Genomic DNA, 26,664 nt, shown 5'->3' with positions numbered 1-26,664 from the left:
GATGATCCACCCGGCGTCGGTCGTGCTGTGAAGAACTTACGTGGTCGGCTCGAAAGCCTCGCCGATGATCTCGGCCTGTTCCACGGCGTGCACCTTCGACGAACCCGAGGACGGGGCCGACATGGCGCGACGCGAGATGCGACGCAGCCGGCCCAGGCGCTCGGGCAGCACCTCGGGGAGGTTCAGACCGAAGAAGGGCCAGGCGCCCTGGTTGGCAGGTTCTTCCTGGACCCAGGCGATGTCGGTCGCGTTGGGGTACTTGGCCAGTGCCTCGTTGAGGCGGTACGTCGGGATCGGGTAGAGCTGTTCGACCCGGACGATGGCCACGTCTTCGCGCTTGTGCTTCGCCTTCTCCGCGGCCAGCTCGTAGTAGAGCTTGCCCGAGGTCAGCAGGATGCGCTTGACCTTGGTGGTGTCGCCGATGCCCTGTTCGTAGGTGGGCTCGTCGAACACCGAACGGAACTTCGACTCGGTGAAGTCCTTGACGTCGGACACCACAGCCTTGTTGCGCAGCATCGACTTCGGGGTGAAGACGATCAGCGGACGACGGATCCCGTCGAGCGCGTGGCGACGCAGCAGGTGGAAGTAGTTCGCCGGCGTGGACGGCACCGCCACGGTCATCGAGCCCTCGGCGCACAGCTGCAGGAACCGCTCGATGCGACCGGAAGTGTGGTCGGGACCCTGACCCTCGTGGCCGTGCGGCAGCAGCAGCACCACGTCGGAGAGCTGGCCCCACTTGGCCTCACCGGAGGAGATGAACTCGTCGATGATCGACTGCGCGCCGTTGACGAAGTCACCGAACTGCGCTTCCCAGAGCACGAGTGCGTTGGGATTACCCAGGGAGTAGCCGTATTCGAAACCGACGGCGGCGTACTCGCTCAGCGCCGAGTCGTGCACCGCGAACCAACCGGGCTTCTCCGAGCCGATGTTGTGCAGCGGGGTGTACTCGTTGGCGTTGATCCGGTCGATGATGACCGAGTGCCGCTGGGTGAACGTGCCGCGACGCGAGTCCTGACCAGTCAGGCGAACATCGTGGCCCTGGTCGATCAGCGAGCCGAAGGCGAGCAGCTCGGCGAAGGCCCAGTCGACCTTGCCCTCGTAGGCCATCTCACGACGCTTCTCCAGCACCGGCTTCACGCGCGGGTGCACGTTGAAACCGTCGGGAGTGTTCAGGAACGCGTCGCCGATACGTTGCAGCACCGACTTGTCGACCGCGGTGACCACGGTGGCGGGCACCTTCTGGTCGTCCTCGACCGACTCCGACGGCTCCGGAATGTACTTCTCCAGCTCGCGGACCTCGTTGAACACGCGCTCCAGCTGACCCTGGTAGTCGCGCAGCGCGTCCTCGGCCTCCTTCATGGAGATGTCACCACGGCCGATCAGCGATTCGGTGTAGGCCTTACGCACCGAACGCTTGGTGTCGATGATGTCGTACATCTCCGGCTGGGTCATCGAGGGATCGTCACCCTCGTTGTGCCCACGGCGGCGGTAGCAGACGAGGTCGATGACGACGTCCTTGCGGAACTTCTGGCGGAAGTCGACCGCGAGGCGAGCCACCCAGTCGCAGGCCTCCGGGTCGTCACCGTTGACGTGGAAGATCGGCGCGCCGATGAACTTCGCGATGTCGGTGGAGTATTCGGTGGAGCGGCTGTTCTCCGGCGCCGTGGTGAAGCCGATCTGGTTGTTCACCACGATGTGGATGGTGCCGCCGACGCGGTAACCACGCAGACCCGACAGGTTCAGCGTCTCGGCGACCACGCCCTGACCGGCGAACGCGGCGTCACCGTGCAGCATCAGCGGCATCACCGAGAAACCGTCGGGGCCGTCGCCCTTGTCGAGCAGGTCCTGCTTGGCGCGGACCAGACCCTCGAGCACCGGGTCGACCGCCTCGAGGTGCGAGGGGTTGGCGGTGAGCGAGACCGCGATCTCGTTGTCGCCGAACATCTGCAGGTACTGGCCGTGCGCACCGAGGTGGTACTTCACGTCGCCGGAGCCGTGGGTGGCCGCCGGGTTCATGTTGCCCTCGAACTCGGTGAAGATCTTCGAGTACGGCTTGCCGACGATGTTGGCGAGCACGTTGAGGCGACCGCGGTGCGGCATGCCGATGATGACCTCGTCCATCGCGTACTCGGCGCACTGGTCGATGGTGGCGTCCATCATCGGGATGACGGCTTCGGCGCCCTCGAGCGAGAAGCGCTTCTGGCCGACGTACTTGGTCTGCAGGAAGGTCTCGAACGCCTCGGCCGCGTTGAGCCGGTTCAGGATGTACTTCTGCTGCGCGACCGTCGGCTTGACGTGCTTCTGCTCGACCCGCTCCTGCATCCACTTGAGCTGATCGGTCTCGAGGATGTGGGTGTACTCCACACCGACGTGGCGGCAGTACGCGTCACGCAGGATCGAGAGCACATCGCGCAGCTTCATCCGCTCCTGGCCGTGGAAACCGCCCACGTCGAAGGTGCGGTCAAGGTCCCACAGGGTGAGGCCGTGCTCGGTGACATCGAGGTCGGGGTGGCTGCGGAACTTGTCCTTGACCAGGCGCAGCGGATCGGTGTCGGCCATCAGGTGGCCGCGGTTGCGGTAGGCCGCGATCATCTCGAGCACCCGGGCGCTCTTGTCGACACCGCGCGCGCTGATGTCCTTGCGCCAGCGGATCGGCTCGTACGGCACACCGAGGCCGTGGAAGATCTCGTCGTAGAACTCGTCGGAGATCAGCAGGTTGTGGATCGTGCGCAGGAAATCGCCCGACTCGGCGCCCTGGATGATGCGGTGATCGTAGGTCGAGGTCAGCGTCATCAGCTTGCCGACGCCGATATCGGCGATCCGCTCGTCGCTCATGCCCTGGAACTCGGCGGGGAACTCCATCGCACCGGCACCGATGATCGCGCCCTGGCCCGGCATGAGGCGCGGCACCGAGTGGACGGTGCCGATGGTGCCGGGGTTGGTCAGCGAGATGGTGACGCCGGCGAAGTCGTCGGCACCGAGCTTGCCCTCGCGTGCGCGGCGCACGATGTCCTCATAGGCCGCGTGGAACTGACCGAAGCTGAATTCCTCGGTTTCCTTGATGGCGGCGACGACCAGCGATCGGTTGCCGTCCTTGCCCGCGAGGTCGATCGCCAGGCCCAGGTTGGTGTGGGCCGGGGTGACCGAGTTCGGCTTGCCGTCGATCTCGGCGAAGTGGCGGTTCATGTTCGGGAACGCCTTGATCGCCTGCACGATCGCGTAACCCAGCAGGTGGGTGAACGAGATCTTGCCGCCGCGGGTGCGCGCGAGGTGGTTGTTGATCACCAGGCGGTTGTCGATCATCAGCTTGGCCGGGATGGCACGCACCGAGGTCGCGGTGGGGATCGTCAGCGAGGCCGACATGTTCTTGGCGATGGCGGCGGCGGGGCCGCGCAGCACCTTGTTCTCCGGGCCTGCGGCAGCAGCCTTCGGCGCGGCGGTAGCCGGTGCGTTGGACACCGGTGCAGGTGTGGTCTGCGGTGCGCGCACGGTCTTGGCGGCCGGAGCGGGGGCCGGAGCCGGAGCCACGGCGGGCTTCGGCGGTGCCGTCGCTACCACGGCTTTGGGGGCTGGGGCCTGAGCAGCTGCCGCCTTCGGTGCTGCGGCTGCTGACGGAGCGGAGGAGGCGACCGGTGCCTGACTGTTACCGGATTCCGTTGCTTCCGGCGTGTAATCCGCGAGGAACTCGTGCCAACTCGCGTCGACCGAGGATGGATCCTGTTTGAACTTCTGATACATCTCGTCGACTAGCCACTGGTTCTGTCCGAACTGGGAAGTTGAGCTGCTCACAGCTGGTGTTCGCCTCATTTCGTTCTTCGCGCTGCGACGTTTGTGACGTGCTTGGCAGGGATATCAGCGGATGGCTGCCGATGCGCCCTCACCGAGCATATGCCCAGCGGTTGACAGGCGTCGCTACCGGTCTTGGGTCGACACTATGCCCTCTGCCTCCAGCCCCGCCGCCCAGAGTCGGGAGTAGTTGCCGTTACTGGCGAGTAGGTCTGACGGTGCGCCGAATTCCACGATACGGCCGTGTTCGACCACAGCGACCAGATCGGCGCGCGCCGCTGTCGCGAGCCGATGCGCGACCACGACGGTGGTGCGGCCTCGCGCCAGCGATCGGCTCGCTACCAGCACCGATGCCTCGGTTTCCGGGTCGAGTGTCGAGGTGGCCTCGTCGAGCAGGAGCAGGTCGGGATCGACCAGTTCGGCCCTGGCCAGCGCGATCAACTGGCGTTGCCCGGCCGACAGCCCGCGTCCGCGTTCACCTACCGGATGGTGCATTTTTCTGGGTAAACCGTCGATCATTTCCGTTGCCCCGACATTGTCGGCCGCGATCGCGATGTCCACGGATGTGGCAAATGTTTGCCCGAATGCAATGTTGCTCGCCACGTCGCCGGTGAACAAGTGAACTTCTTGTGGCACGATTCCCAGCCGCTTCCGGTAGTCGGTGAGGACATATTGACGAAGATCGACACCGTCGACCCGGATCGCGCCCGCCGCCGGCTCGGGTGGGAGGTCGTAGAGGCGGGCCAGCAGCTTCACGATCGTCGATTTGCCCGCGCCGGTCGGGCCGACGAGTGCCAGGGTCGCGCCAGGGGGGACGGTGAAGCTCACGCCGTCGAGGGCGGGTGCGCTCGCGCCGGGGTAGCGAAATCCGACGTCGTCGAAGACGATCTCGCCGTGTAGCCGGTCGATGGGAATCGCGTCGGGCGGATCGGCGGCGATCGACGACGTGGTGCGCAGCAGTTCGCCGATGCGCCGCAGACCGACTCTGGCCTGTTGATAACCGTCGAAGACCTGGGACAGCTCCTGAATGGGACTGAACAACAGACCCAGGTAGAGCACGAAGGCGACGAGCGTTCCGGTGGTCGTGCGCCCGTCGGCGACGGCGTTGGCGCCGAGATAGACTACGACGGCCAGGGCCAGGTCGGCCCAGGCCAGGCCGAAAGAGAAGTAGGCCGCGATCGCGCGCTGGGCCCGGATCCTGGCATCACGGTAGCGGTGGGAGTATTCGGCGAAGCGGCGCGCGGCGGTCGGCTCGTTGCGGGCGGCCTGCACGGCGCGCAGGCCCGCGATGTTCTCCTGGAATCCGGCATTGACCGCCGAGACCCGTTCCCGCGAGACGGTGTAGGCCACCGAGGACACCCGCCGGAAGGCCAGGGTGGCCAGCAGCATCGGCGCCACGGCGACCAGCACCACCACGGCCAGCCCGGTATCGATGACGAACAGCCCGATGGCGACACCGGTCAGGGTGATCAACGCGACCAGCCCGGTGGCGACCCCGGTTTGCAGGAACGTCGACAGCGCGTCGACGTCGGTGGTCATCCTGGTCATGATGCGGCCGGACAGTTCGCGTTCGTAGAAGTCGAGGCCGAGCTGTTGCAACTGGGCGTAACTACGCACCCGCAGCCCGAACAGCACTCGCTCGCCCGTACGGGCGGTGAGCACGGTGACCGCGGCGCCGACCACCAGGGCGACCGCGACCAGCCCGATCCCGATCACCGCCGAGATGACGAGCGCGGTGTCGTCGCCCGCGGTGACACCGGTGTCGATGGCATAGCGGACCAGCGGCGGGAAGGCGATGCCGACCAGGGCCTCGACGATGAGCAGTCCCACGACCACGCACACCAGCGCGCGAACCGGGCGCAGCAGTGCGCGGAGCCCGAAGTCGGGTTGGGGTGCGCGCAGGTCGCCAGCCAGTGCGGGTTCTTCGGTGGCCGGTGGCAGGGCCTCGACCGCCGCGCGTAGTTCCGGTGTCGCGCTGAGGTCGTTCGACGCCGACGACATCGACCGCGGTTTCCCCGCGTCGATGCGGGGCTCGGTGATCGTGGCCGCCGTCGGCACCATCGATCCGGTGGGTGCGGGCAGCCGGATGACGCGGTCGGCCTGGGCCAGGGTCGATTCGCGGTGCGCCAGGATCAGCGTGGTCCGTCCGCCCGGATCGGGCAGCCTGCGGAAGATCTCGGCCTCGGTGACGGCGTCGACCGCGGAGGTGGCGTCGTCGAGCACCAGCACGCGGGGCCGGGTGAGCAGCACCCTGGCCAGGGCGATGCGCTGACGTTGGCCACCCGACAGCGTCAGCCCGCGTTCGCCGATGACGGTGTCGTAGCCCTCGGGCAGCGCGGCGATGAACTCGTCCGCGGCGGCGGCCGTCGCGGCGGCGGTGATCTCGGCATCGGTGGCGTCGGGCCTGCCGAGCGCGATATTGGCGGCGATGGTGTCGGAGAACAGGAACGGATCGTCGAAGACGACACCGACGGCGCCGCGCAGCTCATCGGCGCGCAGATCCGCCAGGTCGACCCGGGTGCCATCGGTGCCGACGAGATCGATCCGGCCCGCGTCGGGTGCGTAGAAACGTGGCAGCAGCAGCGAGAGCGTGGACTTGCCCGAGCCGGCCGGGCCGATCACCGCGACCGTCTCGCCGGGGCGCACGGTGAGATCGAGGTCCTGCAAGACCGGTTGATCGGCCTCGAAACCGAAACTGACAGCATCGAATTCGATCCCGAGTGGTCCCGGCGGTAGTTCGGTGGGGTCGTCGGGATCGACGAGGACCGGCGCCGCGTCGATCACCCCGAAGACGCGGTCGACGGCGGCTTTGGTGAGCTGAGCCATGATCAGCACCGAGGTGATCGTGCGGGCCGAGGACGTCATCGTGGCGAGATAGGCGGTGAACGCGAGGAAGGTGCCGATGCCGATCGCGCCGTGCGAGGCCAGCACCCCGCCGACGATGATCACCGCGACCAGCCCGGCCTGCGGCAGCGCCGACACCACGGGCGCGAACCTGGCATTGATCCGCGCGGCGCGCATCCGCTCCGCGAACAGCAGCCGGCCGTGATCTTCGAGGATGTCGACCATCCGGGACTCCTGCCCGAAGCCCTTCACCACCCGGACGCCGGTCACTGTCTGCTCGACATGTTCGGCCAGGTCGGCCGCGCGCTGCTGCGCCGACCAGGTCGCCGCGTAGAGCCGGGGCCGCATCCGCAACACGATCACCGCCATCGCGGGCGCGACCAGCAGGGCGGCCAGTGCTAGCGGTGGACTCAACCACACCATCACCACCGCCGACAGCACGAACTGCAAGACCGCCAGCCCCGACCACGGCACCATCGCCAGCAGCCCCTGCACGAGCTGGAGGTCGGTGATCGACCGCGACACCACCTGCCCGGTGCGAATCGCGTCCTGGCCGGCGCCGTCGAGGCGCTGCAGGGCGGCGAGCAGCGAAATCCGAAGGCTGTGCTGCACTTCCAGTGACAGCTTGCCCGCCCAGAGCCTGCGCGCGAAGGTGACGACGAACCTGGTCGCGGCCAGCACGGCGAGCAGGGCGGCGGCACTGCCGATCACCGAGGTGTCGCCCACCTGGGCGGCGTCGACCGCGCGTTTGGTGGCCAGCGGCGCGGCGATCGCGACGGCGGCACCGGCCAGCACCGAGACCGCGATGCCCGCCAGCAGCCGGGGATGTTCCAGGCACAGGCGCCACAGCCTGCGGACCCACCCGGACGAACCCGCGGTGGCAGGCACTACAGGTCTCGGTTGCGCAGGTCCCACCACCCCACGACGCCGACCGCTGCGGTCCACAGCACCAGCACCACCAGTGCCGCCGGTGTCGGCGCGAAGACCGCGGCCTCGTCGAACGAGCCCGCGCTCACCCCCGCCACCGTGGCCGAGACGGGCAGCAGCGCGGCGAATCCGCCCGCACCGAAACCCTTGGCCACCACCCAGATCAGTGGTTCGAGCGCGAAGGCCCAGCCGAGCACCAGCCACACGGCGCCGCTGAAGGTGCGCAGCAGCAGTCCGACACCCGCGCCGAGCACCGCCCAGCACATGGCCACGAGCAGCCCGGCGCCGAGCACCTCGATCAGCTGCCAGCCGAGTTCGAATTTTCCGCGCGCCGCGACCAGCAGCACCAGGAAGCTCACCAGTTCGGCGGCCAGCGCGAGCGCGAACGCGAAGGCGGCGACGGCGACGTATTTCGCGGTGACCAGCCGGTCGCGATCGGGCGCGAACAGCACGGTCAGCGCCATGGTCTTATGCCGGTACTCGCCGCCGGTCGAGGCGATGCCGAGCAGTGCGGCGACCACGAAGACCGCGATCATCCCGAGGTAGAGACCGATCGTGGCGGCACCGGTCGCTGGCTGACCCTTCGGATCGACCGGTCCCGACATGATCGCGGTGATCAGTGTTCCGACCAGCGCCAGCGCCACCGGCGCGGCCAGCAGCAGCCGGGTTTGCCGCAGCGCGACGACCTTGCGCGCCTCGGTGTCGATACCGGGAACGAGATCGGCGGGGATCACGGAGCTGGTCATCGGGGCATCCCATACGAGGTCGGCGCCGGGGCGTACGCGGCGGGATTCGGCGTGGGCACGGTGTGCCGGTGACGGCGCGGTTTGGTCAGCGAGGCGAGTACCCGATCGGGGTGGATGGGGTCGGCGACAATACTGCCGAGCCGTACCTGCGCGAGCTCGGCGATCGAGCGGATGGTCGCCTCGCTCGCCTCGGCGACGGCCAGGCGGCCGTCGGGTCGCATGACCGCGTCGGTGAATCCGTGGCTTGCCAGCGCGGTCGCCAGCGCGATGGACGGGGACGCGGCGACAACGAGCCGGTCGGGATGGCCGCGGCGGAGCTTGGCCGGTGTGCCCTGCCAGACGACAGTGCCCTCGCTGAGCACCACGAGTTGATCGGCGCTCGGCACCACATCGGCCAGCGCGTCCGAACTCACCAGCACGGTGCCACCGCGGGTCACATGACGGCGCAGCAGATCGTGCAGCCAGCCGCGTTCGATGCCGTTCGCACCCGAGAACAGATCGTCGAGCACGAGCAGCGGGGGATCGGCCAGTAACGCCATCGCCAGTGCCAAACGCGTCTGCTGACCTGGATGTAGCTGGGCCACAACAGTTTCGGCGATGGCGGTGAGGCCGGTCTCGTCGAGCACCGCGGCGACCCGGCGCCGGGACGCACCCGCGACCGGCGCGTAGCTCCACAGCTGATCGTGCACGGTGCGGGCCGGATGCAGTCCGCGCGGACTCAGCATCGCCCCGACCGCGGCCGGACCACGGTTGCCTGCCTCGACGCTGCCGGTGGTCGGCTGCTGTAGCCCCAGCACCATCCGCAGCACTGTCGACTTGCCCGCGCCCGCGGGTCCGACGAGCGCGGTCACCGAACCCGTCGGCACGGCGAAGTCGATCTCGTGGACCGCGCTCACCGGCCCGAACTGTTTGCCGACGCCACGCACCAGCACGGCGTCACCGCCGCGGGTCTTGCTCATTTCTTGTTCACCTTGCCGGTACCGATCGCGGGCAGCGGATCGGCATCGATCACATTGTGCAGCGGGGTGGGCCACAGCGCGGGTGCGGGCCCGAAAGCCTTGTGCGCGTTCTCGATGGTGACCTTGCCCAGCGCCCGGTTGCCCGCGCCACCGATAGCGGCGCCGATGCCGGCGGGCAGCACCTTGCCCGCCATCAGCGCGACCCGCTTGGTGATGAACCGCTTCATGAACTGCTGCAGCAGTTTGCTGTTGATCCCGCCGAGGCCGGGGACCTTGCCCGCCAGCGCACCCGCCCAATTCTTCGACTGAGTGCTCAGCCCCTTCTGCACGATCGCCATTCCGGCGTCGCCGAGCACGACGGCGAGCACCAGCGCGCGCCGGGCTTCCTTGTTCTCGGGCTCGATGCCGTGCACCGCCGCCTGGGCCAGGGTGAACAGCGCCGACGCCTCCATGAAGAACACGGTCTCCGCGCTGACGGCCCCGAGCGCGGCGATCGTGCCGACACCGGGCACCGCCGCGGTGGCGCCGACCGCGGCACCGCTGCCGGTGACGGCGAGCAGATACTGCTTCTCCAACCGTGTCACGATCTGAGCCGGACTCTCCCCGGGATGACGCTCACGCAGGAACTCGACATAGCGGCGTACGGCCGGCGCCTGCAGCTTGGACCCGGTGTCGAGCACATCGACCACGGCTTTTTCGATCGCGTTCTTGAACACGGCGTCGTCCTCCTCTTCGCCCCAACGAGTCGAACTGTAGGGCACTTCCGTACCCCAGAGCTCATCATGCCAACGACCACCGACAGCCCGCGGTTCCGTGACGTGCGTGAGGCGCTTCACGCCGGTCGGTCCCGTCTAGCTCTGTCGGCTTCGATGCCGGGTTCTACGCTGAACCGATGAGTGGAAACCAGCCAACCCGACTGTCGCGCGAGTTCACCGAAGCCGGTGCCGAGTTCGCGACGATCACCATCGACCACCCGCCGCTGAACCTGTTCGATCGCAAACTCATCGCCTCGCTGACCGCCGATATCGCCGCGGTGAGCGCTCTGCCGCCGCGTGCGTTGCTGATCAGGGCAGCAGGCAAGGTCGTCTCGGGCGGTGTCGACGTGAACATCTTCGACGGCCGCACGGTCGAGGAGGGCGCGCAGCTGTGGCGTGAGCTGTTCGCGCAGATCATCCACCCGCTCGAGGCGCTGCCGTGCCCGGTGGTGTTCGCCGCGCACGGACTCACGCTGACCGCGGCCTTCGAGATCTCCCTCGCGTGCGACTTCATCTTGGCCGCACCGAAGGCGAAGTTCGGTCTGGTGGAGACGGTCGTGGGGCTGACACCGTCGATGGGCGGACCGCAGCGGCTGGCCGAGCGGGCAGGTTCGGGCCGCGCCCGCGAATTCGTGATGACCGGCGACCTCTACGACGCGGCGACGATGGCCGAGTGGGGCGTGGTGAACGCGATCCACGAGGATCTGGAAACCGCGGCCGGTGCGCTGGTCACCCGCCTCGCCGAAGGACCGACCCGCGCGCATGCCGCGACCAAAAAGATCATCGAGGCGTGGCGCTCCGGCGGTGTGGCACACGCGGATTCGGTGACACCGGAGATCTCGGGCGAGCTGTTCGGCACCGCGGACCTGCGCGGCGCGGTCCGCAGCTTCCTCGAGGTCGGACCGGGCAAGGCGACCTATCGCGGCGAATGAGCACGCCGAGTGCCTGACAGTGGTGTGATCCACGTCATATAGTCACAGGTGCGGCTGTATCGACGTACGGAGGTCCGGATGGGTCATGGCGAGCACGAACCGGGCGCGGCCGTCTTCGAGTTCCCCGCCACCAGCGCGGCAACGCAGCTGCGGCGGGGCTCCGACGGCGTGCTGCGCTACGGCGACCTCAGCCCGGCCCTCACCGAGCTGCTCGACCTGCGGGTGCACTCGTTCACGAATCGGGAGGCAGTGGTCGAGGTCGGCGGCCCGCGTCTGACCTATCGCGAACTCTGGCACAGCGCCTCGCGGATCGCGGGCGGCCTGCAGGACCACGGCATCGGCTACGGCGATCGGGTCGCGGTGCACATGCCGACCAGTGCGCGCTGGGTACAGGCGTTCCTGGGCGCCCTGCTCTCGGGCGCGGTACCGGTCCTGGTGCCCGACGCCCTGCCCGCCGCGATCGCCGAGCGTGTGATCGCCGACAGCAGCGCCGATTTCGTGCTCGGTCCGGACGGACCGTTGCCCGACAGCACTGCCTACATCGATGACGGTGCGGCACTCGATGATCCGGCCCTGCTCTGTTACACCGGCGCCGCGGCTCGCCGGCCCGTGCCAACGGGTGTCGAGCTGACCAATGAGAATCTGCTCTCGGCGGTGTCGTCGGTGGTCGGGGCGCTCGGACTGCCTGCCGATGGGTTGCGCAATCTGGTGCTGTTGCCATTGGCTCATGCCAGTGGGTGCGTCGACCAACTGCTACCCACCTTCGCTGTCGGCGGCACGGTCGTGCTCGCGCCGGGTGCCCGCCGGCTTTCCGACGTGCTGGTGGCCGAGCGGATCGATACTGTCTCGGCCACGCCGCGGATCTTCGCGGGACTGGTGCCGGAACTCCTCGCCCGCCGTACCGGCGCCGGTGTGCGCCGGATCAGCAAGGCTTGTCACCGGTCCGAACGCGCTGCCGCGGCGGCTCCCGCCACTCTCGCCACTGCGTTGCGTGGGCTGTTTCCCGCTGCCAAACAGTGGTCGGTCTGGGGGGCCACCGAGACCAGTGGCATCGGGCTGATGGTCGATGACACCGAGCTCGCCGACTCCGAGGCGACGCTCGGGTTCGCCTTCGGCGGAACGGAATTGGCGCTGTTCGGGCCGCAGGCGAGTGCCGGTCGCGGCGAATTGCTGTGTCGTGGGCCGAATGTCAGCCGTCGCTACTGGAACAACCCCGATGCCTCGGCCGCTCGGTTCAGCGGGAGTTGGTTCCACACCGGCGATTTCGTCAGTATCGATGCCGATGGATTGGTTCGGGTGGACCCGGGCCGCCGGGTCAGTGGGCTGTGATCACACCAGGCGGGACCGCAATGCCTCGCGCAGGTTGCCGGTGAGGCCGACCGTCGCGAGGTAGGTCTCGATGTCGCCGTGGATCTCGCGGACCCCGGCGTCGGCGGTGCGTAGGTATTCCTCGCGCACGCCGAGCAGGTCCGCCGACAGCGCGTCGCCGTTGCCGATCTTCGGTTCCAGGAGTCTGCGCAGCGGCTCGACGGCCGCGTTGCTGGCCAGGAAGTCGGTGTACACGTCCTCTTCGGTGACGCCGACGGCGCGCAGCAAGGTGGCGACCGCCCAGCCGGTGCGGTCCTTGCCTGCCGCGCAGTGCACCAGGACCGCGCCGTCGCCGCGCACGATCGAGCCGGCCAGTTCGGCGATCGCGGTGTGTGCCTCGGGCAGGGCCGGGAAGGCTCGGTAGACCTCGATCATGTGCGCGAACGCCGAGGTGGTCTTCGCCTCGTGCGGCGGCGCCTCCTCCATGCGTGAATCGAACGGTGTCACGTGCAGGCGCACGTCATCGGGCAGGGTGTCGTGGCCGATGTGGTCGATCTCGACGATGCCGCGCAGATCGTGCACATCGGTGACGCCCCATTCGCGCAAGGTGTCGTGGCCCTTGTCGTCCAGACCGCTCAGTTGGGCCGATCGCAGCAGGACGCCGGGACGAACCGTGGTGCCGTCAGCGGTGCGAAGACCGCCCACATCGCGGAAATTGAAGGTGCCGCTGAGAGCGAACTGGTCGGCAGGAGGCGAGAGAGTCACCTGACCAGGTTATCGGCGACCCCGACGTCGCCGCGCCCGAGTTCGCGGATCGGACATCGGATGTGTTGTGTCCGTTCCGACGGTTGCCACTGTGCCGTCGCCCACACCTCGGGGCCTGACCAGGGCCTACTTGTACAATCGACCAGATGCGTGGATTCGGGCGCGGGGGTGCCGGATATCCAGGAATGCGACAAATTGAGGCCGTATGGTCGGTTTTTCAAAAGGTCGCATTCGGATAACAAAACAATCTTTCAGTCTGAAAAGGATGGCTGAACCAGTTCATGAATCCTGAAAATCTTCTAAGATCGAGCTCGGTGACCACCAAGCTCGCATCGCCGCGGGCAGCGATATTTGTTGCCGAGGAGTCGTCGTTGAGCGCCAGCCGTGAACTAACTGAAATTTCGCTACGGCCTGCCGTATGTGATGCCGTCGAACAAGCCGCCGCCAGTTCGGACGCTACCGGCGTTCGGGCACTGCGGGTGTTCTTGCATGCTGGGCTCAGCACCTACTGGCCGCTGGTGAAGGCCGCTCCCGCCCGGCGAATAGCCGCCTACGAAGCCGCGTTGCAGACCTTGCGCCTGCGGTGGGCGCCCCCGGGTGACCCCATCGGCGATCCGACCGCCGTCGCGATGTTCCGCGAGATGGACGACGAGGCCGCCGACTTCCTCGGGATGTGCGCGCGCCTGTCCGGCACGCAGTGGCTCGAGCCGGTCGATTCGGTGGCGAACTACCTCGTCTCGGTCTTCCACGGCGCGGTCCTGCGCTGGCTCGCCGACGGCAACGACGAGACCATCCTCGTGGTGATCGACGACCTGGTCGGCTGCCTGACTCTGAAGGCTGTCGAAAGCTGACCCGCAATGCTGGACGACTGACCAAATAGGTGGTTCAGTAGTCGGGTGACCCAGACGACATCGCTGCACCATCTGCACGCGGCGACCGCGGAGCTCGACCCGCCGCTGGCCGCCGTCGACCTGACCGCGCTCGACCGCAATGCCGCCGACCTCGTGCGGCGGGCGAACGGCATCGCGGTACGGGTGGCCAGCAAGTCGGTGCGCTGCCGGGCCGTGCTCGAGCGGGTGCTCGGCGACGGGCTCACCGCCCGCGACGGCTTCGCCGGGATCATGGCGTACTCGCTGCGCGAGGCTATCTGGCTGGCCCGCCTCGGCGCCCGCGACGTCCTGCTCGGGTACCCGGTTCTCGACCGGGCGGCCCTGGCCGAACTCGCCACCGCCCCGACCCTGCTCGCAGCGATCACGCTGATGATCGACGATGTCGCCCAGCTCGAACTCACCCGCGCCGCGATGGGCACCGACCTGGTCCACCCTCGCGTCTGCCTCGATGTCGACGCCGCCTTGCGCATCGGCCCGCTGCATCTGGGTGCCCGGCGCTCGCCGGTGCGCAGTCCCGAGCAAGCCGATGAGTTGGCCGCCGAAGCACGGCGGCGCGGGTTCGATGTGGTCGGCGTGATGACCTACGAGTCGCAGATCGCGGGTCTGCCCGACAGCAATCCGGCGGTGCGCGCGGTGAAACGCCTGTCCGCCATCGAAATCGGGCGCAGGCGCACCCGGGTGCTCGACGCGGTACGCGCGGTGACCGGCCCGCTGGAGATCGTCAACAGCGGCGGCACCGGTTCGATCGAAGTCTCGATCACCGATCCCGATGTCACCGAGGTGACCGCCGGTTCCGGCCTCTACGTGCCGACCCTGTTCGACCATTACCGCTCGTTCACCCCCCGCCCCGCCCTGTTCTTCGCCACTCCGGTCCTGCGTAAACCGGCCCCGACCATCGCCACAGTCTTCGCGGGTGGCTACATCGCCTCGGGTCCCGCCGGCCCGAGTCGCGTACCGGTTCCCGTGTGGCCCGCGGGTCTGAAACTGCTCGGCTCCGAAGGCGCGGGCGAGGTCCAGACACCCCTGGCCGGTGGCGCGGAACTCGAGATCGGCGACCGTGTGTGGTTCCGCCACGCCAAGGCCGGCGAGCTATGCGAACGCTTCGCCGAGATCCACCTCATCGATGAATCAGGAACGCGCACAACCGTTCCCACCTATCGAGGCGAAGGGCAGTGCTTCGGCTGAGATCGCCTCAACGCAGTAGCTCGATGACTTCGGAGTCCTCGAGCTGATGGAAATCCCGGTAGGCCATGCCGACTCCGCCCAGGTCGGCGGGCGTCCACAGGCAGACGAGTTCATCGCATTCGCGCTCGACCCGGCGCGCCGCCTCGGGTGAGGACACCGGCATGGCCACCACCAGCCGGTCGGGCCGCTGTGCCCGCGCCACCCGGCACGCGGCCACCACCGTCGCCCCGGTCGCCATCCCGTCGTCGACGATCACCACCGTGCGCCGCGCCAGGGGAATCGGCTCGCCGACCCGCAGCATCTCCTGCCGACGGCGTAGCTCGGCCCGCTCGGCCAGCTCCACCTCGTCGAAGGCCTCGGCGCTCACCCCGCTGCGATCGATGACGTCACGATTGAGTACCAGAAGTCCGCTCTCGCCGAGCGCGCCCATCGCCAACTCCGGCTGCCACGGCAGCCCCAGCTTGCGCACCAGCAGCACATCGAGTTCCCCGCCGATCGCCGCGCTCACCGCCGCCGCCACCGGCACACCCCCGCGTGGCAACCCGAGCACCAGCGGACGAGTGGCCCGCAGGTGCTCCAGGGCCGTGCCGAGGGCGCGGCCCGCCGCTGTGCGATCCGGGTACACCATCGCCTCGAACGCTACTCCGCTCCGGAAGCCTCGGAAATGGCGAAGCGTCGCAGCGACAGGCTGGGATTGGCGGTGCGCACCCTGGCCAGATGCGCTGGATCCACCGTCGCGGTGAGTACGCCGGGTTCGTCGCCGAGTTCGGCCAGCACCGTCCCCGCCGGATCCACGATCATCGACGCGCCCGCACCGCGCGGCGCGCACTGATCGGCCGCCGCCACGTACACCGTGTTCTCGATGGCGCGCGCCCGCAGCAGCGTCGTCCACTGGTCGACCTTGGCCGGTCCCGGAATCCACTGCGCGGGCAGCAGCAACACGTGCGCGCCCGCCGCCGCGACACGCCGACACCCCTCCGGAAATCGCAGATCGAAACAGGTCTGCATGCCGAACACCACGCCGTCGACAGCGAATGTCGCAGGCGCGACGAGCGGGCCCGCCGCCACCACATCCGATTCCAGATGTCCGAACGCGTCGTACAAATGCACCTTGCGATACACCGCCACGCGCGCGCCATCGGGCCCGTGCGCGACGAGCGTATTACTGATTCGTTGTGCCCCCGGTGATGGCAACTCCACCACCCCGGCCACGAGGAACACTCCGAATTCGGCTGCGAGGGCCGCGAGTCCACTGGTGAATGGACCGTCGAGTGGCTGGGCGATCGCCACCACCCGCTCATCGAGACGGGTCACAGCGAACATCGAGTATTCGGGCGCGAGCACCACGCGAGCACCCGCGGCGGCGGCCGTCCGCACGTGTTCGCGCAGGGTCGACAGATTGGTTTCGGGGTCGGTTTCGGGGGCGAACTGGACCGCCGCGATCCCCACTGTCACCGGCGTAAGTTCCTGATGTGCTGACCCGTCAGACAGTTGCATAGGTCTCACCGTATTCACCTGGTGGTTGGGACAGCTACCGCCAGGCAGTAAACTCGTGGTCAATGAGTACAAATGAGGTCGACAGCGTTCCTGCCGACAACGACAGGAACGACACCGGCCCGACTTTCGCCGATCTCGGGATCGATGACCGCGTCCTCGCGGCCATCGCCGATGTGGGCTACGAGTCGCCGTCCCCGATTCAAGCAGCGACGATCCCCCCGCTGCTCTCCGGGGCCGACGTGGTGGGCCTCGCCCAGACGGGCACCGGCAAAACCGCGGCATTCGCGATCCCGATCCTGATGAATCTGGACACCGCGCAGAAGAAGCCGAGCGCCCTGGTGCTCGCGCCGACTCGTGAGCTCGCGATCCAGGTCGCCGAGGCATTCGGCAAATACTCCTCGCACATCCCGGGTCTGCATGTGCTGCCGATCTACGGCGGGCAGAGCTACGGCGTGCAGCTGTCGGGTCTGCGTCGCGGCGCGCACGTTGTCGTCGGTACGCCCGGCCGTGTGATCGATCACCTGGAGAAGGGCACGCTCGACCTCTCGCAGCTGCGCTACCTGGTGCTCGACGAGGCCGACGAGATGCTCAAGATGGGCTTCCAGGAAGACGTCGAGCGCATCCTGCGTGACACCCCCAAGGACAAGCAGGTCGCGCTGTTCTCGGCCACCATGCCGGGCGTGATCCGCAAGATCTCCAAGCAGTACCTCAACGATCCGGTCGAGATCACGGTCAAGTCCACGACGCAGACCAGCTCCAACATCACCCAGCGCTATGTGCAGGTGTCGCATCAGCGCAAGCTCGATGCCCTCACGCGCGTGCTCGAGGTCGAAACCTTCGAGGCGATGATCATCTTCGTGCGCACCAAGCAGGCCACCGAAGAGCTGGCCGAGAAGCTGCGTTCGCGCGGTTTCTCCGCCGCCGCGATCAACGGTGACATCGCGCAGAACCAGCGTGAACGCACCATCGGGCAGCTGAAGTCGGGCGGCATCGATATCCTGGTCGCGACAGACGTCGCGGCTCGCGGCCTTGATGTCGACCGCATCTCCCACGTGGTCAACTACGACATCCCGCACGACACCGAGTCCTACGTGCACCGCATCGGCCGCACCGGCCGCGCGGGCCGTTCGGGCGAGGCGCTGCTGTTCGTGGCCCCGCGTGAGCGTCATCTGCTCAAGTCGATCGAGCGGGCAACCAAGAGCGCGCTCACCGAGATGCAGTTGCCGAGCGTCGACGACGTGAACGCCACGCGTGCCTCCAAGTTCGGCGACTCGATCACCGAGAACCTGTCCTCGGACAACATCGCGCTGTTCCGCAAGCTGATCGAGGACTACGAGGCCGAGCACAACACCCCGCTCGCCGATATCGCCGCGGCACTGGCCGTCGGTGGCTATGACGGCGACAACTTCTTCATGTCGCCCGAGCCGGAGCCCGCCCCGCGTCGTGAGCGTGACTACGATCGCGACCGTGAGCGCGCCCCGCGCCGCTACGACGACGAGGACCGCGCCCCGCGTCCGCCGTCGTTCAACCGGGAGAACGGCGAAGAACTCGCCACCTACCGGATCAGCGTCGGCAAGCGCCATCGTGTGGTCCCCGGCGCGATCGTGGGTGCCATCGCCAATGAGGGTGGCCTGCGTCGCAGCGACTTCGGCCACATCAGCATCCGGCCCGACTACAGCCTCGTCGAGCTGCCTGCCAACCTGCCCAACGAGACCCTGGAAGCCTTGCGGCGCACCAGGATCAGCGGCGTGCTGATCCAGCTGACGCCCGACCAGGGCGCACCGGCGCAGCGACTGAACGCTCGTGGCCCGCGCCGCGACCGCGAGGCGCGACCGCGTACCGAACGGCGCAAGCCGCGCACCTGAGTCCTGCTCGCGGGTACCGGGGCCGAGGTCAGGCGCGTTTCGCCCTGTCCGCGGGTAGTGCCCTGGTCTCTCGCAACGCTGGTTAAGGTGTTGGGCGTCGGGTGTGCGTGAACACAGGAGGGCCGCGCTTGTTCGTGTCCGGTGATCGGGTGGTCGGTGCCGTCGGCGATCTCGCGCGCGCGGCGAACTGTGAGTTCGCGGTGCTGCGCGGAATCGACGCCGCCCTCGGCAACCTGCCCGGGGTCCCCGACACGACCGCCCCGCTGGTGCGCACGGCCGAGCCGTCCGCCGAACTGGTCGCGCACTTCGGTGACAGGCTCGTCCGGATTCCGTCACCCGAGGCGGTCGGCGGGGACGCGGCTGCCCGGATCGCGGCGCTCACATCCGCTGCCGAGCACACCGCGCACGCGCTGAGTTCCGGCGCCGAGGCCATCTACGGCGCGGTGTTCTTCGACGGGCGATTCGCCTGCGGTGCAGATCTGGTGGTCCGCGCCGAGAACGAACCGCGATACACGCTGCACAGTGCCGTCGGACCGGCCGTAGTGGGTGTGCTCGGCGATTCTCGTGCTCGCAGCCGGGTGGAGTTCGATTCCGCGGCAACGGGTTTCCTGGGCGGGGCCCCGGTTTCGGTTGCCGCACCGACGAACTCCCCGCGTCGGGAGCTTTCGCAAGGCCAGGTCGGCTCGGCGTCCACAGATTCGGTGTCGTGGGCGGACGAGCAGACCGGCAGTCCCGTCGGGGCGATGGCCGTGCCACCCGCCGACATTCGTGTCCTGCGCCGCGAGTTGGCCGCCGGCCGGACGCCGTTCGAGCGGGTCGCGGCGTCGGTGCACGCGATCAAAGTCGATCCGGCGCGCGAATTGCTGTGCGCTCGTCTCGAATCGGCGGCCTGTGCGCAGGCCCTCGCCGAGCTGGGCAGGTCTGTCGATCCGTCGGCGTATCTGTGGACAGCCGATGGTGTGCGGCGTGACGTGACCGATGAACTGGCGCCGGTGTATTCGGCGCGGCGGGCTCGCGTGGAACTCATCATCGAGGACAAGCTGGCGGAACTGCTGCCCGTCCAGTGGGGCGACCCCCGCTACCTGGCGTGCGGGCACTGTCCGAGTTGCCGTGCGGCGGCGGCTACTGCGCGAGACCTGTTGTTGGTCGCGGGAATCCGCCCCACCCAGCGCGCCAGGCTGCGCGAGGCGGGCGTGCTCACGATCGACCGCCTCGCTACCGGTAACACCCCCGTCCCCGGCCTGGCTCCCCGCACGCTGACCGCGCTGCGCACACAAGCCGAGCTCCAACTCGTCCGCGAACGCACCGGTCGCCCCACCTTCACCCTCCGCGACGCGGCCGCCCTCGGCGCCCTGCCCGCCCCGTGCTCGGGCGACCTCGCGCTGGTCATCGACCTCGACCGGCACGGCACCATCACCGGCCTCGAGCTCGCCGATGCGAGTGGCATCGTCTTCCGGCCGGTAGTCGCCGGTGTCGACCAGCCGTACAGTGTGGGCTCCCGTGGTACCCCGGTTGATCCGATGGACACCAACGCGGTGGTCTTCGGGCCGAACGGCATCGAACCCGCGAATCCGGGCGGCTACCCCAGAGCCGAACCGACGCCCGCCGGCCACGGGCGCGCGGGCGGCGGTGGCGATCCGTCGGAGGCCGACACCATCGCCTTCGCACGCATCGTCATCAGCGACTCGGCCGATGTGACGGCGGCCGATTTACGTCCAGCCGGAACCCGCGGCCCCGCCGGCTTCGATCATGTGGTGGCCGGTGATCGGAGCGGTACCGGTGAATTCGGCTCGGCCGAAGCTGTCATGGAGCGCGCTCACGGTTTCGCGACCGCTTCGCCGTCGCAGGGCGGGGGCGTGTTCGAGGAGTTGCTGGAGATCATCGCCGAGCATCGGGCGGCGAATCCGAATGTGCGTGTGTACCACTACGGGTCGGATATCCGGACGGCGCTGCTCGATTGGGCAGGCCGGCTCGGAACCGGTGCCGATCTGCTGGATGAGCTGTTGGCCGATGGCGCGCTTGTCGACCTGGCACCGATCGTGCGCACCGCGCTGCTGATCGGTGAACAGTCCTATGACGCAGCGGGACTCGCCGCGTTGCTGCCGGATACGCCCGGTCGAGCGGCGACGGTTCTCGGTATCCGCGACTGGCTGCTCGACCGTGCGACCGACGCGGGAATCGCGGTGCCGGGCACTCGGTTCGCCGTCGCGGAATCGGATGTACCGCCCTCGCTGCACCCCGGCTCGCTGGAAGCGGCGCTCAGTGAGTTCGCCGCTGACGCGCAAGGAGATTCGGCGCGCGCCGCCGCCCTGACGGCCGCGGTCCTCGGCTACCACCGGCGGGAACGGCAGCCCCGCTGGTGGGCCCACATCGATCGGCTCGGCCATCCGGTCGGCGACTGGGCCGACGCGCCGGGCGTGCTCGTCGTCGAATGGGGCACCGTCGACACCAAATGGCATCGCACGCCGCAACTTCCGACGATGCGCCGCTACCTCACGCTCACCGGCAGGCTCGGCACGGGCGCCACGCTCACCCCCGGCACGCAGATGGTCACCATCTACGACGGTGCCGCCGCGGCGGGGATGACCCAGACGCTCGGCCGCCGTGCCACCGCTACCGCCACCGTGCTCGGGTGCGCCGTCGATCCGAACTTCGACGACACCGTCCGGCTGGAAGAACTGCTTCCGGCAGGCTGCCCGCCCTACGACGACCTCCCCGCCGCCATCGCTCCCGGCCCGCCCGATGGGGAGGCCGAGATCGAGGCCGCGCTGGAGTACACCGGCCAGAACCTGCTGATGAGCCTGCCGTGGGTACCGGAGAACGCGGTCTACGATTTGCTGCTGCGCCGCGCGCCACGGCTGCGCGACGGGATGGCGCTGCCGCAGCCCCGCGATGACCTCGGTGCCGTCCTCGCCCACGCGGTCGGCGCGCTGGACGCCTCGTACCTGGCCGTGCACGGCCCGCCCGGCACCGGCAAGACCGGGATCACCGGGCGTGCGCTCGAGCGGCTCGTCACCCGGCACAAGTGGCGGATCGGGGTGGTGGCGCAGTCGCACGCGGTGATCGAGCGGATCTTCGACGCGGTCGTCGAGGCGGGACTGCTGCCCGAGCTCGTGGCGAAGAAGGACGTTGCCTCGGTCGGCCTCGAATGGTCGGCGATCGACGCCGCGCGGTATCCGCGGTTCCTCGACAACGCGGTCAACGGTTGCGTGATCGGTGGTACCACAGCGGATTTCGTCGACGAGCGGCTGATCGCACCCGGCGCCCTCGACCTGCTGGTGATCGCCGACGCAGGCGAATGCTCGCTGGCCGACACCGTCGCGGTCGCGGTGAGCGCGCGCAATCTGCTGCTGATCGGCGACCCGGTACCGGCCAGGTCGCAGGCGAAACATCCACAGCCCGTGCAGGTCTCGGCCTTGGAGTGGCTCTGTGATGGGGCGGCGACCCTGCCCGTCGACCGCGGCTACTTCCTCGACCGCACCTGGCGCATGCACCCCGCGGTCTGCGAACCGGTGTCGGCGAGCTGCTACGACGGCCGACTACGCGCGGACGAGGCGATCACCCTGACCAGGGATCTGGCCGGGATCGCGCCCGGGGTGAGCACGGTGCTCGTCGAGCACCGTGGCAGCGCCACCGAATCCGACGCCGAGGCGCGCGAAGTGGTGCGCCGGGTTCGCGTCCTGCTCGGCGAAACCTGGACCTCTGACGGCGGCACGCGCAAGCTCCACCCGCATGACATATTCGTTGTGGCCCCGTATGCCGCCCAGGTGGCGCGTATTCGAACTCTGCTGGCCCGGGCCAAGATCGAAGACGTGCTCGTGGGCACGCCCGACCGGTTCCGGGGTCGGGAAGCCGCTGTGGTCCTGCTGTCGATGACCACATCGACCCCGGCCGACGCACCCTTCGGCATGCGACCCCTGTTGTCGCGCACCGTCATCCACGCGACCCTGTGCCGAGCCATGTGGAAAGCCATCGTTATCCGCTCGCCCTTGCTCACCGAGTACCTGCCGGATACTCCGGAAGAGCTGGCCGACCTGGCAGGGTTCCTCCATCTCGGTTAGCCGGGGGCAGTCATACGCTGCGGAGCAGGCGGCGCAGCCATTCGACGGCGGAATCGGGGGTGGCGGGGGTGATGTCGATATGTCGGCTGGCGTGGACGAGGTAGCGGCCGTCGCCGGTGAGGTCGATCCAGGACAGCACGCCCGTGGGTTTCGGGTCCGTGCCCGCCGCGACGAGGATCTGGCCGATGCCGCTGCGGGGGCGCTGTAGGAGGCGGCGGATGCGGGCGGCGTCGGACGGGCCGGCGACGGGGGCGGTCACCAGGTCGCGGCTGTCCTCGTCGACACGAGTCGCCGGCGCTGTGATGCGCGGTATGTGGCCGGGGGGCTGCGCCGGAAGCCGGGAGAACACCTGGGCCGCTAGACGTTTCGTGCTACCGACCTGAACATGGACCGAGCCGCCACGGTCGGGCGCGCTGCCGGGATCCTGGACCGCGAGGACCGCGACATCCGCGGTGACCGCGCCGAGCATCCGCACCGGTGCCGGCGCGTGGCCACACACCTCGACCCGGATCTCCGGTTTCGCCAGCACGCGCAGGGCGGCCGCCAGGTCGGCGTCGAGGGTGCGGGCGCACCAAGCGTCGAGCGCGGGTTGCTGGGCGGCGCGCTCGACGGTGTCGCGTGCCGACGCGCGGACGGCGAGCGGATAGGGGATCCGGTCGCCGTCCGTGCGTGCCCAGGTCAGCGCGAACTGGTCCGGGGTGAAGTGCCAGTTCACTCCCGTTCGGTCCACTCACCGAGCACGGCGGGACTGGTCGGATCCATCTTCCCGATCAGCGCGTTCACCTCATCGGCGGGCTCGAGATAGGTCGGCTCGTCCTCGAGGAACCGCAGGAACTCGTCGTCCTCGTCCTCGGGTTCGTCCACCGGCTGGGCAGGCCGCGGCCCACCGGACGCCCGTGCCTGATCCGCGGCGATCGCCCCACCCATCATGCCGCCGATAGCGCCCGCGCTCATCCCGGCCGCGGCCTCACCGCCGGCTACCGAGGGATCACGGTCCTGCCGCCCATCGCTCGCGGCCGAGGTCTCGGCCACCTGGCCGGCGGCCGAGGCCGTACTGGTGTCGGCCGGTGTGGGGCGGGGCCGGCTGCTTGCGGCCCTGCCGAGGGAACCTGGTGACGTGGCTGCCGGGGTGCTGCCCGCTGGTCCAGCCGTGGTGGTGCTCGCTGTCGCGGCGGGATTGGTCAGCGGCCTGCCCGGACCGGCGACCGCGGCCGGTGTCGTGGCGGCAGGGGCCGTCCCGCCTGTCGACAGCGCCGGGCCCGCGGCGTTGCCGTTGGCCGGGAGCGCGCCGTTGCTCGTCGATGCCGCGCCGGTGCTGCCGGCAACCGGCGGGGATCCGGCGGGCAGCGTGGCGGCGGTGACGGTTGCCGGTGTTGTCGTCGATGCGATGACCGCGGGCGTGGTCTGCGGAGTTGCGGCCACGGCACCCGACGGTGCGGCACCGGCAGCGACAGTTCCTGTCTCCGTGGTGATTCCGGTGAACGCGGGCACACCCGACCCGGTCGGCAGGAAGGCTCCGGCGTAGATCGTCTCCATCGCCCGCACCGCGTCGAGCCGAGCGTTCTCGGCCTCGCGGGTAATCGTGGCGTTGTTCGCCGCCTGCTCGGAGTCGAGGAGCGCGGCAGCCGGATCAGGCTCTGTCCCAGTGGGTTCCGCGACGGCGGTGCGAATGGACTCGGCGGCATCGCCTGCCTGGCTGAGCCGGACGCCGACCGCCGTCAAGACATCGGCGATGCGCCGACCCGCGTGCTCGAAGTCGCGCACGGCGTCGCAGGCCTGCTGGGCCGCGGCGCCGCGCCAGCCGTCGGCGATAGCGGCCCTGATCTCACCGTGTGCGATCTCGACCCCGTCACCGAGGCCGGTGGCGGTGGCGAGGAAGGTCTGCCCCGCGCCTGCCAGTGCCGCCGGGTCGAGTTGCCTTACCGCACTGTGGATATCGGCATGGGAGAGGTTGTCGAAGACCTCGACGACGGACACGTAGTCCGCGTCGATGCGGCCGGAAATGCTACGCATCGCCACCACCGGGAACCTCGATCGCGGCGACCGCGCCCGCCAGCGCCTGATCGGCGTCGCGGTAGCTCGCACCGGCGGCACGGAACACCGCGGCCAGCTCGCGCGCGCTGCTCGCGTAGGCACGCAGTTCGTCGAGTGCCTCGGTCGCCTTGGTCTCGAAGCCGGTACGCAGGGCACCGCCCGAGGCGAGTCCGCCGAAACCGGGGATCACCGCGGCCTGGCCGAGAACCCGCACCTGGGCGTCGACCTCATCGGCCAGTCGTTCGTAGCGCAGAGCGCACCGTTCTGGCGCGCCGTCGGCGACGAGCACTCCGTCGATCCACAGCCCACCCTCGTCGACGGCTTGGCCGAGAGCCGCCGTATTCGGCAGCCCCGTTCGGTTCGGTTGCACCGGTTCCCCCTTCGTCGTTCATCGCACCGCGGTGAGTACCCACTCCGCGATATCGGCCGCCACCCGGTGCTGCACCGGTTCGTGCAACAGGTCGTGTCCGGCGTCGGCGTACTCGCGCAAATCTACCGATCGGTGCCGTGCTGTCCATAGCCGGATTACATCGATGGGTGCCCGCCGGTCGTCCACGCCGTGCACCGCGAGCACCGGAAGGCGGGGATCGGGTGCGATGTCGGCGACACGACGCGGGGTGCCGCACACGACCAGTCCGGCCAGCTCAGGACGGTTTTCGCGCGCAAGGTTCACAGCGGTCACCGCGCCGAGGGAGTGGCCCATCAACACCGGTGCGTCCGGATGATCGGCGCGGACGAGCGCTAGAAATTCCCGTGCGTCGGCGGTCAGCTCGTCGATGGTGCCCGGCGCGTCGGGATCGCCCTCGCTCAGTCCCTGCCCCGAGGTGTCCAGGGTCCACAGCTCGATCCGGGCGGGACGCAACGCCGCGGCGAAGCGGTGGTAGTGCCCGCTGTGCTGACCGGTCCCGGGTAGCAGCGCCAGCCTCGCCGCGGGCTGGTCGATGGACCAACACCGGCAGTGGAGTCGTCCACGCGCGCTGTCGAAATAGGGCACGTGTCGATTATCGCCGCTGTACCGACTCAATTGTCATGGGGGACAGCGTCAGTACGTGTCGCTCCGTGACCGGAACCGCAGGTGACGTGGGCTGCACACGGTGGGCCCGCAGCCGTTAGACTTCGCGCGTCGAACTGGGTCAACAGAGTCGAGGGTGTCAGATGTTGTCGTTCCGCCGTTGCGTCGTCCGTGCTGTGGTCGGTGCGGCTGTCGTGAGCAGCGCCTCGCTCGGTACCGGTGCCATCGCGGGCGCCGCGCCGCAGTCGTCGTGCGGGCAGGCACGCCAAGACGTCGCGATCAGGTCGAGTGTGCCGCTGCTGGACTGGTCGGAGAACTTCGGCATCGACGCCCAGGGTGACCTGTGGGTTTCGCGGGTCATGCGCGGCGAGGTGCAGCGCTACGACCGCGACGGGCGACTCACCGCCACCGTCGCCGTGCCATCGCCCGGTGCGGTCCGGCTCGGTCCCGACGGACTGCTGTACGTGGTCACCGGCAACTCGCCGCTGGCCGGTTCGGGCGGCATCGTCCGCTTCGACCCGGCGGCAGCGCGGCCGAATCCCGTCGCGTTCGCGACCGGGTTCCCGCAGCCCAACGGTGCCGCGTTCGACGCCGACGGCAACTTGTATGTGACCACCGGCAACGGCCTGCACCGCTTGCGCCGCGACGGCAGCGAGGACATGGACTGGTGGTCGGCCGTCAGTGTCGACGGGCCCAATGGTGTTGTGGTGTCGGGTGATTCGGTCTACGTCACCGCGAACTTCGCCGGTAGCGGCGGCCCCGTCGGTCGCGTGCTGCGACTGTCACGCTCCAATCCGGGTGAGGCGAGCACCGTCGCCGACCTGACCTCGTTCGGCACGCTGCCCGATTTCGTCGACGACCTGGTCGTCCGCGACGGCGCCCTCTACGTCACGACGCTGGCCGGCCACCTCGTCCGGGTCGACCCGACCACCGGCACCGCCTGCACGGTTGTCGCCACCCAACCGCTGACCGCGGTTGTCGCCGACCCTGCCGATCCCTCCGCGTTGCTCGCCGGTTCCGAGGAAGGCACCGTTCTGCGAATCCGCCCGATCAGCTGATTCATCCGTCGACGCGGCTGTTCTGCCCGACCGGCTGACA

At 68.9% G+C, this 26,664-nt stretch carries 19 protein-coding genes; 7 read left to right on the top strand and 12 right to left on the bottom strand.

Translation table 11 applies throughout. The features are described from left to right. Window positions 1-36: 36 nt before the first annotated feature. From ACFXKN_RS16455 to ACFXKN_RS16435, 5 genes are all read right to left on the bottom strand, one after another. Window positions 37-3,807 carry a multifunctional oxoglutarate decarboxylase/oxoglutarate dehydrogenase thiamine pyrophosphate-binding subunit/dihydrolipoyllysine-residue succinyltransferase subunit gene (locus tag ACFXKN_RS16455; RefSeq protein ID WP_378940466.1) on the bottom strand — a complete coding sequence of 1,257 codons (3,771 nt, stop codon included), beginning with the start codon at window positions 3,805-3,807 and terminating at the stop codon, window positions 37-39. Window positions 3,808-3,912: 105 nt separating this feature from the next. Then, window positions 3,913-7,518, bottom strand: coding sequence for an ABC transporter ATP-binding protein (locus ACFXKN_RS16450; RefSeq protein WP_379433303.1), 3,606 nt, complete (start codon window positions 7,516-7,518; stop codon window positions 3,913-3,915). Beyond that, entirely contained in the window at window positions 7,518-8,303 is a 786-nt protein-coding gene (locus tag ACFXKN_RS16445) for an ABC transporter permease (RefSeq protein WP_378940464.1), read from the bottom strand. The genes ACFXKN_RS16450 and ACFXKN_RS16445 overlap by 1 nt, the downstream gene beginning before the upstream one ends. Continuing rightward, a complete protein-coding gene (locus tag ACFXKN_RS16440; protein WP_379433302.1) occupies window positions 8,300-9,262 on the bottom strand; it encodes an ATP-binding cassette domain-containing protein in 963 nt (320 codons plus the stop codon). Before ACFXKN_RS16440 ends, ACFXKN_RS16445 begins: the two co-directional genes overlap by 4 nt. After that, complete coding sequence (locus tag ACFXKN_RS16435) at window positions 9,259-9,978, bottom strand: hypothetical protein (RefSeq protein WP_378943012.1); 720 nt, start codon at window positions 9,976-9,978, stop codon at window positions 9,259-9,261. The genes ACFXKN_RS16440 and ACFXKN_RS16435 overlap by 4 nt, the downstream gene beginning before the upstream one ends. A 176-nt stretch (window positions 9,979-10,154) precedes the next feature. Here ACFXKN_RS16435 and ACFXKN_RS16430 point away from each other — a divergent pair, with 176 nt between their 5' ends. After that, window positions 10,155-10,949, top strand: a complete 795-nt coding sequence (locus ACFXKN_RS16430) for an enoyl-CoA hydratase/isomerase family protein (protein WP_379433301.1) — start codon at window positions 10,155-10,157, stop codon at window positions 10,947-10,949. 78 nt (window positions 10,950-11,027) lie between these two features. Further along, entirely contained in the window at window positions 11,028-12,278 is a 1,251-nt protein-coding gene (locus tag ACFXKN_RS16425; protein WP_379433300.1) for a class I adenylate-forming enzyme family protein, read from the top strand. Here ACFXKN_RS16425 and ACFXKN_RS16420 read toward each other — a convergent pair whose 3' ends face one another. Continuing rightward, window positions 12,279-13,022: a tyrosine-protein phosphatase gene (locus ACFXKN_RS16420; RefSeq protein WP_378940460.1), complete on the bottom strand. Its 744-nt coding sequence runs from the start codon at window positions 13,020-13,022 to the stop codon at window positions 12,279-12,281. It lies immediately after the preceding gene. 314 nt (window positions 13,023-13,336) lie between these two features. On the opposite strand from ACFXKN_RS16420, the gene ACFXKN_RS16415 reads away from it, so the two are divergent. Both ACFXKN_RS16415 and ACFXKN_RS16410 read left to right on the top strand, forming a co-directional pair. Further along, complete coding sequence (locus ACFXKN_RS16415) at window positions 13,337-13,873, top strand: TetR family transcriptional regulator (RefSeq protein WP_378940459.1); 537 nt, start codon at window positions 13,337-13,339, stop codon at window positions 13,871-13,873. 45 nt (window positions 13,874-13,918) lie between these two features. Next, window positions 13,919-15,097, top strand: coding sequence for an amino acid deaminase/aldolase (locus tag ACFXKN_RS16410; RefSeq protein ID WP_378940458.1), 1,179 nt, complete (start codon window positions 13,919-13,921; stop codon window positions 15,095-15,097). A gap of 7 nt (window positions 15,098-15,104) precedes the next feature. Here ACFXKN_RS16410 and ACFXKN_RS16405 read toward each other — a convergent pair whose 3' ends face one another. Next, window positions 15,105-15,725, bottom strand: coding sequence for a phosphoribosyltransferase (locus tag ACFXKN_RS16405; protein WP_378940457.1), 621 nt, complete (start codon window positions 15,723-15,725; stop codon window positions 15,105-15,107). Between the two features lie 11 nt (window positions 15,726-15,736). After that, window positions 15,737-16,594 (bottom strand): carbon-nitrogen hydrolase family protein, encoded by an 858-nt coding sequence (locus ACFXKN_RS16400; protein ID WP_378940456.1) that lies wholly within the window; start codon window positions 16,592-16,594, stop codon window positions 15,737-15,739. 62 nt (window positions 16,595-16,656) lie between these two features. Between ACFXKN_RS16400 and ACFXKN_RS16395 the strand changes: the two genes are divergently transcribed. Both ACFXKN_RS16395 and ACFXKN_RS16390 read left to right on the top strand, forming a co-directional pair. After that, a complete protein-coding gene (locus ACFXKN_RS16395; protein WP_378940455.1) occupies window positions 16,657-18,459 on the top strand; it encodes a DEAD/DEAH box helicase in 1,803 nt (600 codons plus the stop codon). A 134-nt stretch (window positions 18,460-18,593) separates the two neighbouring features. Next, window positions 18,594-22,520 carry an AAA domain-containing protein gene (locus tag ACFXKN_RS16390; RefSeq protein ID WP_379433299.1) on the top strand — a complete coding sequence of 1,309 codons (3,927 nt, stop codon included), beginning with the start codon at window positions 18,594-18,596 and terminating at the stop codon, window positions 22,518-22,520. Window positions 22,521-22,530: 10 nt separating this feature from the next. Here ACFXKN_RS16390 and ACFXKN_RS16385 read toward each other — a convergent pair whose 3' ends face one another. From ACFXKN_RS16385 to ACFXKN_RS16370, 4 genes are read right to left on the bottom strand one after another with little or no spacing between them, the layout of a single operon-like run. Continuing rightward, window positions 22,531-23,235 (bottom strand): ESX secretion-associated protein EspG, encoded by a 705-nt coding sequence (locus ACFXKN_RS16385; RefSeq protein ID WP_378940453.1) that lies wholly within the window; start codon window positions 23,233-23,235, stop codon window positions 22,531-22,533. Continuing rightward, on the bottom strand, window positions 23,232-24,533 hold the full coding sequence (locus ACFXKN_RS16380) for a hypothetical protein (RefSeq protein ID WP_378940452.1): 1,302 nt from the start codon (window positions 24,531-24,533) through the stop codon (window positions 23,232-23,234). Before ACFXKN_RS16380 ends, ACFXKN_RS16385 begins: the two co-directional genes overlap by 4 nt. Next, entirely contained in the window at window positions 24,526-24,924 is a 399-nt protein-coding gene (locus tag ACFXKN_RS16375; RefSeq protein WP_379433298.1) for a hypothetical protein, read from the bottom strand. The genes ACFXKN_RS16380 and ACFXKN_RS16375 overlap by 8 nt, the downstream gene beginning before the upstream one ends. Window positions 24,925-24,942: 18 nt before the next feature. Next, on the bottom strand, window positions 24,943-25,548 hold the full coding sequence (locus tag ACFXKN_RS16370; RefSeq protein WP_379433297.1) for an alpha/beta hydrolase: 606 nt from the start codon (window positions 25,546-25,548) through the stop codon (window positions 24,943-24,945). 161 nt (window positions 25,549-25,709) lie between these two features. Here ACFXKN_RS16370 and ACFXKN_RS16365 point away from each other — a divergent pair, with 161 nt between their 5' ends. Further along, the gene (locus ACFXKN_RS16365; RefSeq protein WP_379433296.1) at window positions 25,710-26,624 is read left to right on the top strand and encodes an SMP-30/gluconolactonase/LRE family protein; all 915 of its coding nucleotides are present in this window, start codon (window positions 25,710-25,712) and stop codon (window positions 26,622-26,624) included. The last annotated feature ends 40 nt before the right edge of the window (window positions 26,625-26,664 follow it).

The sequence above is a fragment of the Nocardia sp. NPDC059195 genome, assembly GCF_042754695.1.
Lineage (GTDB): Bacteria > Actinomycetota > Actinomycetes > Mycobacteriales > Mycobacteriaceae > Nocardia.
The sequence above is the reverse complement of the archived record's forward strand: the minus strand, read 5'-3'. Positions and strand labels throughout refer to the sequence as shown.